Raw genomic sequence first — 9,602 nt, forward strand, 5'->3', positions numbered from 1 at the left:
ATCTCAAAACACGAACAGGATGGAAACGAATCTCCATCCTGTTCGATAGGTCTTACCAGATCCTCATCCAGCCCAACTTAAGTGAACTGCATTAGGCTTCGGCCGCCCTTTTCGCGTTGGGCGATCACTTTGTGAAGTGGGACGGCAAAGCTGCCGATCTCCCCCTTTGCGGGGGAGATGTCCGGCAGGACAGAGGGGGGTGTGAAGGATCACCGGCTTCCCCATGAACTTTCTCTATTTTGTCCGTGCGGTTGCCTAGCCCTGATTGGTTGACAAGCTGGCGGGACAGCACCCCCCTCTGCCCTGCCGGGCATCTCCCCCGCAAGGGGGGAGATCAGCCGCATCAACTTCTTCGCCAAGCTCTCGCAAGGTCGCCGTCAGCATGACCTCGGTCGATCCGATTTCCCCGATCCTAGAAAAATCGAAAAAAGATTCGAACCTTCTTCCTGGCCGCGACGACAGATGATCAAGAGGCGGATGGATCGCCTCGGTCAACGAAGCAAGGAGATCGTCATGTTCAAGAGCACACTCGTTTCCGGCCTCATCGCCACTGCAGTTGCCGCCGCCACGCTGGCCGGCACCGTGCAGCCCTCGGCCGCCCACAGCCATCACCACAACCGCGAAATCGGCATCGGCATTGCCGCCGGCGTCGGCGGCTTCGTCCTCGGCAGCCTGCTCGCCCAGCCGCGTACCGTCTATGTCGACGAAGGCGGCGGCTCGTGGCACGTCCGCCGCTGCTATGACCGCTACCAGAGCTATGATGCGGACTCCGACACTTATCTCGGCCACGACGGCTATCGCCACTACTGCCGTCTCTGAGAGGAGGTGGCGTTTCAATCAGCCAGAAGAGGGGCGCCCCGCAGCCCCTCTTTTCGCTGTGCTTGAAACGATCGGACCGTCAGGTCGCCCTGATGCCGCCGATCATCCGCGTCACCTCGGCGGCGGCATCGCGCACCAGCGGGCCGATCTCGGCGAGCCGCTCCGGCGTCACCCGCACGGTCGGTCCCGACACCGAGACGCCACCGATAGGCTCGCCGAATTCGTTGAAGATGGCGGCTGCCACGCAGCGCATGCCGGGGTGCCGCTCCTCGTCGTCGACCGACCAGCCGCGCAGCTTGATCCGCGCCAGATCGTGGGCAAGCGCCGAAATGTCGGACAACGTCCGGTCGGTGAAGCGCTGCAGCCCGGCCTTGCGCAGGATGGTTCCGACGCGCTCCGGCTCGAGATGGGCCAGCACCGCCTTGCCGATGCCGGACGCATGGAAGGGGCTGCGCGTGCCCGGCCGGAAGAAGGCGCGGATCGCCTGATGCGTCTCGACCTGGCTGACGAAGACCACGCAATCGTCCTCGGCGACGCCGAGATTGGCGGTCTCGCCTGACCTCTCCATCAGTTCCTGCATGACGACGCGGGCGCGATCGACCAGCTTGCGGCGGCGCAGGAACGCCGCGCCCATGCGGTAGGTCTCGACGCCGATCGACCAGAGCTGGTCTGATGTGTCGAATTCGACCATGCCGTGGTTTTGCAGCGTCGTCAGCATGCGGTAGGCGGTGGAGGCGGCAAGGCCGCTCTGCGCAGAGATCTCGCTCAGCGACAGGCCGCTGCCTTCCGCGACAATGGCCAGGATGCGCAACGCCCTGTCGAGCGACTGCACCGAACTGGCCTCCGAGGGCCTGTTGAAAGCGCGCGGCCGACCGCGCTGGCGTTTTTCGGTCGTTTCCATGCCGCCATTCTCGGTCGTTTCGCCAAACGCGCAATGAAAAAGTTTTTCGGGTCGGATTCCTGGAAAACAGAAAATCAAATAAAATCAAGAAAATGACGCCGTTTTCTAGAAATGGAAAAATATTCTGAAAAAATTGAAAAATAACCGGCGTGCTGACATCCTTGGCCAATCCAACAATGACAAACCCGTGGAGGGCTGGAAAATGGCCAGGATGCGCGCTGTCGATGCCGCGGTTCTCGTTCTCGAAAAGGAAGGCATTTCCTGCGCTTTCGGCGTGCCGGGCGCGGCGATCAATCCGTTCTATTCGGCGCTGAAGGCGAGGGGCACGATCCGCCATGTGCTTGCCCGTCACGTCGAGGGCGCCTCGCACATGGCGGAAGGTTTTACCCGCGCCAAGGCGGGCAATATCGGCCTGTGCATCGGCACTTCGGGTCCAGCCGGCACCGACATGATCACCGGGCTCTATTCGGCCGCCGCGGATTCCATTCCGATCCTGTGCATCACTGGTCAGGCGCCGCGGGCGCGGCTGAACAAGGAGGATTTCCAGGCCGTCGACATATCAGCCATTGCCGCGCCGGTCGCCAAATGGGCGGTCACCGTCATGGAACCCTACCTCGTCCCCATGGCGCTGCAGAAGGCGTTTCACCTGATGCGCTCGTCACGTCCCGGCCCGGTGCTGATCGACCTGCCGGTCGACGTGCAACTCGCCGAAATCGAATTCGACATCGACGCCTATGAGCCGTTGACGCCGTTCAAGCCGGCCATGACGCGCGCCCAGGCCGAAAAGGCGTTGACGATGCTCAACGCCGCCGAAAAGCCGCTGATCGTCGCCGGCGGCGGTATCATAAACGCCGATGCGTCCGATCTGCTCATCGAATTCGCCGAGATTTCAGGCGTGCCGGTCATCCCGACCTTGATGGGCTGGGGAGCGATCCCCGACGATCACCGGCTGATGGCCGGCATGTGCGGACTGCAGACCTCGCACCGCTATGGCAATGCGACGATGCTGGAAGCCGACTTCGTCTTCGGCATCGGCAACCGCTGGGCCAACCGCCACACCGGCTCCGTCGATGTCTACACCAAGGGCAAAAAATTCATCCATGTCGACATCGAGCCGACGCAGATCGGCCGTGTCTTCGCGCCGGATCTCGGCGTCGTTTCGGATGCCGGTGCCGCACTGAAGATGCTGCTCGACGTCGCCACCGAATGGAAGACGGCTGGAAAGCTGCGCGACTGGTCCGGCTGGGCGAAGGAATGCCAGGCCCGCAAGAAGACCATGAAGCGCAAGACGCATTTCGACCAGGTGCCGCTGAAGCCGCAGCGTGTCTATGAGGAGATGAACAAGGCGTTCGGCCGCGACGTCACCTATGTCACCACGATCGGCCTGTCGCAGATCGCCGGGGCGCAGTTCCTGCATGTCTACAAGCCGCGCAACTGGATCAATTGCGGCCAGGCCGGCCCGCTCGGCTGGACCTTGCCGGCGGCCCTTGGCGTTCGCGCCGCCGACCCGGACCGCACCATCGTGGCGCTGTCGGGCGACTATGATTTCCAGTTCATGATCGAGGAACTGGCGGTCGGCGCACAGCACAAATTGCCCTATCTGCATGTCGTCGTGAACAACGCCTATCTCGGCCTGATCCGCCAGGCGCAGCGTGGGTTCTCGATGGATTTCGAGGTCGACCTTGCCTTCGAGAACATCAACCGGGCAGGCGATCCCGAGGCCGGCTACGGCGTCGACCATGTTGCCGTCGCCGAGGCGATGGGCTGCAAGGCGGTCAGGGTGCGCAAGCCCGAAGAATTCGCCGGTGCCTTCAAGGAGGCCCAGCGGCTGATGAAGGAGCACCGGGTGCCGGTCGTGCTCGAATTCATCCTCGAACGCGTCACCAACATCTCGATGGGCACCGAGATCGACAAGATCACCGAATTCGAGGAGCTTGCCGAACATCAGGAAGATGCGCCGACAGCGATCGTGATGTTGGATTAGGAGAAAAAGAATGCCGCGGTTTTCAGCCAATCTTTCGATGCTCTTTGGCGAGCATGAGTTCCTCGACCGTTTCGATGCCGCCGCCCGCGCCGGCTTCAAGGGCGTCGAATATATCGGCCCCTACGACCATGCGCCCGATGTCGTCGCGGCCCGGCTGAAGAAGAACGGTCTGACCCAGGTGCTGTTCAATCTTCCGGCCGGCGACTGGGGCAAGGGCGAACGCGGCATTGCGGTGCTGCCGGACCGTGTGCCGGAATTCCGCCAGGGCATCGCCAAGGCGATCACCTACGCGCAGGCGCTCGGCTGCCAGCAGGTCAATTGCCTGGCCGGCATCGCGCCGGCCAGCGCCGACCGCAAGGTGCTGGAGGATGTCTTTGCCGAAAACCTCGCCTTCGCGGCGGAAAAGCTGGAGCAGGCCGGCATCAGGCTGCTGATAGAGCCGATCAACACGCGCGATATTCCGGGCTTCTTCCTCAACTATTCCGATCAGGCCTTGGCGCTGATCGATCGCGTCGGCTCGAAAAACCTGTTCCTGCAATACGACATCTATCACATGCAGATCATGGAGGGGGATCTCGCCCGGACCATCGAGGCTAACCTTGGCCGCATCGCGCATATTCAGCTTGCGGATAATCCCGGCCGTCACGAGCCGGGGACGGGCGAGATCAATTTTCCGTTTCTGTACGAGCATATCGACCGCATCGGTTATGCCGGCTGGGTCGGGGCTGAGTACAAGCCTAAGGCCGGGACGGAGGCTGGCTTGGGGTGGCTTCGGGAGTTGGCCGGGCAGGGAAGTGCTGCGGCGTAAGCATTAGAGGGGGGGCGTTTCACACAGTCATTTGGAGAACCACAATGGAAACCATCGGCTTCATCGGCCTCGGCATCATGGGCGCGCCGATGGCGGGGCACCTGCTGGATGCGGGCTATCATGTCATCGCCAGCGACCATCGCTCCAAGCCGCCGGCCGACCTCGTCGCCAAAGGCCTGAAGACCGTCACCGGCCACGCCGCCGTGGCCAAGGCTGCCGACATCATCATCCTGATGGTGCCCGACACCCCGCAGGTGGCCGATGTGCTGTTTAGCGACAACGGCGTCGCGTCCGGCCTGGCAAAAGGCAAGCTGGTCGTCGACATGAGCTCGATCTCCCCGATCGAGACCAAGGTTTTTGCCAGGAACATCAACGACCTGGGCTGCGACTATCTCGACGCGCCGGTCTCGGGCGGCGAGGTTGGCGCCAAGGCGGCGTCGCTCACCATCATGGTCGGCGGCGAGGAAACCCCCTTCGAGCGCGCCAAGCCCGTCTTCGAGAAGATGGGCAAGAACATCACCCTGGTCGGACCGAACGGCGTCGGCCAGACCACCAAGGTGGCCAACCAGATCATCGTTGCGCTGACCATCGAAGCCGTCGCCGAAGCGCTTGTTTTTGCGTCGAAAGCCGGCGCCGATCCGGCCAAGGTCAGGCAGGCGCTGATGGGCGGGCTGGCGGCTTCGCGCATTCTGGAAGTGCATGGCGAGCGCATGGTCAAGCGCACCTTCGCGCCTGGTTTCCGCATCGAACTGCACCAGAAGGATCTGAACCTCGCGCTGGAGGGCGCGAAGGCGCTCGGCGTTTCCTTGCCCAACACCTCGACGACTCAGCAGCTGTTCAATTCCTGCGCGGCCAATGGCGGCGCCAAGGAGGATCATTCGGCGCTGGTCAGGGCGCTGGAGCGGATGGCCAATTTCGAGGTCGGCAGCGAGGCAGCCGACGCCAGGGGCAAAGCGGCATAGGTCAGGAGAGGGCGGCGCAACGTTCCCAAGCCGCCAACTCTTGGCCCGTCGAAGAACGGGTTCCGGCGTCTGTCGGGACCCGTTTCTCGTTTCGAGATATTTTTGGCTTAGAGCATTCCACCGTTTCACGGAAATGGCGAAATGCTCTAACTCTTTGTCTTGACGCAATTCTGGAAGGAAAACCGCTTCACACTTTTCCTAGAATTGCTCTAGCCGCGCTTCAAAAATGTCCGCGCCACGTAAAGGCTGATCGCCGCGGCATTAGACACGTTGAGCGAATGGATGGCGCCGGGCATGTCGAGCCGAGCCAGCGTCGTCACCGTCTCGCGGGTCTTCTGGCGCAGGCCCTTGCCTTCGGCGCCCAGCACTAGGGCGATCTTTTCTCCGGCAAAGCTCTTTTCGAGTTCGGCCGGCGCGTCCGAATCAAGCCCGATGGTGCGGAAGCCCGCCTCGTGCAGCTGGCCGAGCGCGTCGGCGAGGTTCTTCACCTCGATCTGGTCGATGTGCTCCAGCGCGCCGGAGGCGGATTTCGCCAGCACGCCCGATTCCTGCGGGCTGTGGCGGGCCGTGGTGATCAGCGCGCCGGCGCCGAAGGCGACCGCCGAGCGCAGGATGGCGCCGACATTGTGCGGGTCGGTGATCTGGTCGAGCACCAGCACCAGCTTCGCGTCGCCAAGCGCATCGAGCCGCTTGGCTTTAAGCGGCTCGGCCTCGATCAGCACACCCTGATGCACGGCGTCCGACCCGGTGATCTTGTCGATGTCCCTGGGTTCGACCAGTTCGGTCTTGAAGGGCAGGGCGGCGAGATCGGTGATTTCGAGGCGCTCGGCCGCGTTGCGCGTCACCAGCATCTTCCTGATCTTGCGGCGCGGATTGTCGAGTGCCGCGCGCACCGTGTGCAGGCCGTAGAGCCGCACCAGGCCGTCCGCGGCATTTTCGCCCGGCGGAACCGGCTGTCGCGGCCTGAACGCCGGCGCGCCGCCGCTTTTCTCGTCGCGATAGGCGCGGCGCAGCTTGGCGTAATGGGTGTCTTTGGGGGTGTTGGTTTTGTCGCTCATGGCTGGCTTCTATAGCGGTGTCCTCCGGCCAAGGATATGGCCTGTCACTACAGCCGGCGAACAGAAACGAAAAACCCTGGTTGCGCGGTTGACACCCAATGGGCTTGCCGCCATAAGGCGCTGCGCTGGTTTCGGAGAACATATAACTCGGGTCCGGATCGGCGTGAATGCCTCGTTGCATGGCTCCGGCGGCAGACTGGAGAGGTGCCCGAGTGGTTAAAGGGGACGGACTGTAAATCCGTTAGCTTAGCTTACGTTGGTTCGAATCCAACCCTCTCCACCACTGCCGGCCCGGAAGCCCTGAAACGTGACAAGAATCGGACCGAAAAGTGCATGGCGCTTTTCGGATGAATCCGGTACTTGAGGAACGGCGCGGGTATAGCTCAGTGGTAGAGCAGCAGCCTTCCAAGCTGAATATGCGGGTTCGATTCCCGCTACCCGCTCCAGACACTTATCCCATCACCGGCAAGCCGAAACACTGCGCACGAGGCGCGCAGTGCTCCAATTGTAGTGGCTGCGCCGCGTCAGCTGTTGAACGCGGTGGCGACCTGGTGCTGCTGCGGCACCTGGCCGTTCGGCGTCAGTCTGTCGACGATACCGGGCAGGGCGGTGGACAGTTGCTTGAGCAGTTCCTGCTCGTCCAGCCCGGTCCGTTGCGCGATCTCGCGAATGATCTGCGGTCCGATCGCGGTGCCAAGATCGTTGGCATTGATCGGCTGGTTCTGCCCGGTGCCGACCCAGGAGTCGGCGGCATTGCCGTGGCCGGCATTTCTGAGCTTGTCGAGCAGGCCGCCCAATCCGCCAGCCAGGCCACCATCGGCGGATGTGGTTTCCGTCGGGACGGGGGCGGTCGGAGCGGGCGCGGGAGACTGCTCTGGCTCTTCGGCACTTCTGCCGCTCAGCATCTTGCCGACCAGCAATGCGCCGAGCGCGATCATCAGGGGTTTGGTGATGTTGCCGCCGGGAACGGCATTGTCAAAAAGTCCCATAGTGGATCCTCCATAGCGACCAAGGCCCGACCCCTCATCAACAATGAAGCATTCGGGCGGAATTTCAAGCTGGCTTGAGGTTTTGACAATCCTATGAAAATGTCGGCTGGCGAGGGGATGGAGAGGAAAAAATGGGTATCATCAGTTGGATCATTCTGGGCGCCATTGCCGGCTTCCTGGGCAGCAAGATCGTCAACAAGACCGGCCAGGGCCTGATCATGGATATCGTCCTCGGCATCGTCGGCGCCATTGTCGGCGGTGTGATCTGCAGCCAGATCTTTGGCGTGGGTGTCACCGGTCTCAACATCTCCAGCCTGATCGTCGCGGTGGTTGGAGCGGTGGTCGTGCTGTGGGCCTACCATCAGTTCAGCGCAAGGCGGACGCTTTAGGCGCCTGCGGGGTCGACCGACGTTTCGAAGTCCTGCTGAGGCAAGACCGGCTTCGGGCCGGTACGTGCAGAGGCTCGTCTATGGCATCAGCACTGCATCGGCGGCGACGAAAAAGATCAGCGTTCCCGCGATGAACACCGCCCAGCCGACAAGCGACTTGCGGATAGCGGCCTTGTGCTCGGCGTCGGAGCTCTTGTTCTGGTCAAAATCGGTCACGGGGAACTCCCTTGGCTGATTGATCATCTCGTCGTCGATCGAACTATGCTTCGCCGATTAGACGATCTTTTTCGGCGCGGCAACTGCTCATCCGCGCATGCGTGGATGCGGAGGCTCCAGGTCTTTGTTTATGCATGTCGTTCTCCCAAATCCGGGGCACTTTGGGCGACATGCATCAGGCGACGACGGCCAGCCGGCGCTGACGCTGATCCAGCGACACGATGGTCAGCCCGCTGCCGACCACCAGCAGGATGCCACAGATCGCCAGTGTGTTTGGGAATTGCCCGAACACCAGCAGGCCCGAAATCACCGCCCAGACGGTGAAGCAATAATAGAACGGTGCCACGGCGCTGGTCGGTCCGACGCGATAGGCCATGAAGATGAAGAAATGGCCGAAGATCAGGAAAAATCCAGCACCCGCCATCAGCAGCAGGTGATGTGCCCCGGGCATGACCCAGCGCTCTGAAACCAGATGCGCGGCGCCGGCGCCGATCAGCACCACCACGACTGCGGAAATCGCCACGATCATCCCCGGCACCTCGACCGCGACCCGCCGACCGGCAAGGTCGCGCGCCGCCGCAAATGTGGCATTGCCGAGCGCCAGCAAGGCGTAGACCGAAATGCCTTGCATGCTCGGCTGCGCCACCATCAGCGCTCCGACGAAGCCGAGCCCGATCAGCGCCATGCGCCGGCCACCGATCCGCTCGCCAAACAGGATCGAGGAGCCGACCAGCATCAAGAGCGGCGTGATCTGGCCGAGCGCGGTGGAATCGGCAATCTGCATATTGGCGAGCGCGATCACATAGCAAAGGATCGCCGCCAGCTCGAGCATGTTCCGGCTCAGTACGCGCTTGTCGAAGATCAGCGGGATCTGCTTGCCGTAGCCCAGCGCGAACAACAGCGGGAAGCCCCAGAGCGCTGCCGCGGCACCCCGCAGAAACAGCACTTCGTAGGACGGCAGGCCAGCCGTCGCGAGTTTCATCATCGTGTCGTTGACGAGATACGACCCCGTCGAGACGATCATGAATAGCGGGCCGCGTATAGAGGCAGGGATGAAATGCATCCGGCCACAAGATCAGAGGCGGGTGGTGGCGGCAATGGTCCATGGCCTGGCCATGATTCAGACAGGGCCGGGCAAGCAAGCCAGCGCTTTCGCGGCCTCGATCGGTTGGCCCGCTACCCCTTCATTTTGCCCAGAGCCTTCCTATATCAGCGTCATATCCCCGCAATCGGATCGATGGTTCGGACTGAGTGAGACGGCACCCGGCCAAAAGACGCTTGTGTTTTTTGGCCTTTGTCGCTAATCGCCCCGCATTCGACTGAACTGAAGGTCTTCGACCGAACTGAAGATCCGGGCCGTCCAAGGAAAGAGACAATGGCAAAAGGTAAATTCGAGCGTAACAAGCCTCACGTGAACATCGGCACGATTGGCCACGTCGACCATGGCAAGACGTCGCTGACGGCGGCGATCACCAA

11 protein-coding genes and 2 tRNA genes are annotated in these 9,602 nt (G+C 62.2%); 8 read left to right on the top strand and 5 right to left on the bottom strand.

Annotated elements, in window-relative coordinates; genetic code table 11:
• Positions 1-513 precede the first annotated feature (513 nt).
• On the top strand, positions 514-819 hold the full coding sequence (locus NKJ11_RS33365; protein WP_023812095.1) for a BA14K family protein: 306 nt from the start codon (positions 514-516) through the stop codon (positions 817-819).
• A 79-nt stretch (positions 820-898) separates the two neighbouring features.
• Here the strand turns inward: NKJ11_RS33365 and bhcR are convergent, their stop codons facing one another.
• On the bottom strand, positions 899-1,720 hold the full coding sequence (gene bhcR / locus NKJ11_RS33370) for an HTH-type transcriptional regulator BhcR (protein WP_128306058.1): 822 nt from the start codon (positions 1,718-1,720) through the stop codon (positions 899-901).
• Between the two features lie 202 nt (positions 1,721-1,922).
• Between bhcR and gcl the strand changes: the two genes are divergently transcribed.
• Genes gcl through NKJ11_RS33385 form a run of 3 tightly spaced genes read left to right on the top strand, consistent with a single transcriptional unit; the run spans position 1,923 to position 5,474 of the window.
• Positions 1,923-3,704, top strand: a complete 1,782-nt coding sequence (gcl, locus tag NKJ11_RS33375; RefSeq protein ID WP_352795156.1) for a glyoxylate carboligase — start codon at positions 1,923-1,925, stop codon at positions 3,702-3,704.
• Between the two features lie 10 nt (positions 3,705-3,714).
• The gene (gene otnI, locus NKJ11_RS33380) at positions 3,715-4,512 is read left to right on the top strand and encodes a 2-oxo-tetronate isomerase (protein WP_352556243.1); all 798 of its coding nucleotides are present in this window, start codon (positions 3,715-3,717) and stop codon (positions 4,510-4,512) included.
• Positions 4,513-4,556: 44 nt separating this feature from the next.
• A complete protein-coding gene (locus NKJ11_RS33385) occupies positions 4,557-5,474 on the top strand; it encodes a 2-hydroxy-3-oxopropionate reductase (protein WP_352795157.1) in 918 nt (305 codons plus the stop codon).
• 209 nt (positions 5,475-5,683) lie between these two features.
• Here the strand turns inward: NKJ11_RS33385 and rlmB are convergent, their stop codons facing one another.
• Positions 5,684-6,532, bottom strand: coding sequence for a 23S rRNA (guanosine(2251)-2'-O)-methyltransferase RlmB (rlmB, locus tag NKJ11_RS33390; RefSeq protein ID WP_352795158.1), 849 nt, complete (start codon positions 6,530-6,532; stop codon positions 5,684-5,686).
• 198 nt (positions 6,533-6,730) lie between these two features.
• Here rlmB and NKJ11_RS33395 point away from each other — a divergent pair.
• A tRNA-Tyr gene (locus NKJ11_RS33395) sits at positions 6,731-6,815 on the top strand.
• 89 nt (positions 6,816-6,904) lie between these two features.
• A tRNA-Gly gene (locus NKJ11_RS33400) sits at positions 6,905-6,978 on the top strand.
• Positions 6,979-7,056: 78 nt separating this feature from the next.
• On the opposite strand, the gene NKJ11_RS33405 is transcribed toward NKJ11_RS33400, so the two are convergent.
• Complete coding sequence (locus NKJ11_RS33405; RefSeq protein ID WP_023812089.1) at positions 7,057-7,521, bottom strand: YidB family protein; 465 nt, start codon at positions 7,519-7,521, stop codon at positions 7,057-7,059.
• Between the two features lie 131 nt (positions 7,522-7,652).
• Here NKJ11_RS33405 and NKJ11_RS33410 point away from each other — a divergent pair, with 131 nt between their 5' ends.
• Positions 7,653-7,910: a GlsB/YeaQ/YmgE family stress response membrane protein gene (locus NKJ11_RS33410; protein ID WP_023812088.1), complete on the top strand. Its 258-nt coding sequence runs from the start codon at positions 7,653-7,655 to the stop codon at positions 7,908-7,910.
• A gap of 78 nt (positions 7,911-7,988) precedes the next feature.
• Here NKJ11_RS33410 and NKJ11_RS33415 read toward each other — a convergent pair whose 3' ends face one another.
• Together NKJ11_RS33415 and NKJ11_RS33420 are read right to left on the bottom strand one after the other, a co-directional pair.
• Positions 7,989-8,126, bottom strand: coding sequence for a hypothetical protein (locus NKJ11_RS33415; RefSeq protein WP_164778452.1), 138 nt, complete (start codon positions 8,124-8,126; stop codon positions 7,989-7,991).
• 175 nt (positions 8,127-8,301) lie between these two features.
• On the bottom strand, positions 8,302-9,189 hold the full coding sequence (locus NKJ11_RS33420) for a DMT family transporter (RefSeq protein WP_352439972.1): 888 nt from the start codon (positions 9,187-9,189) through the stop codon (positions 8,302-8,304).
• Positions 9,190-9,501: 312 nt separating this feature from the next.
• Here NKJ11_RS33420 and NKJ11_RS33425 point away from each other — a divergent pair.
• The coding region (locus NKJ11_RS33425; protein WP_031249078.1) for a GTP-binding protein at positions 9,502-9,602 on the top strand (101 nt) is incomplete at its 3' end.

Origin of the sequence: Mesorhizobium sp. M0243, assembly GCF_040321775.1 — a bacterium.
Classification (GTDB): domain Bacteria; phylum Pseudomonadota; class Alphaproteobacteria; order Rhizobiales; family Rhizobiaceae; genus Mesorhizobium.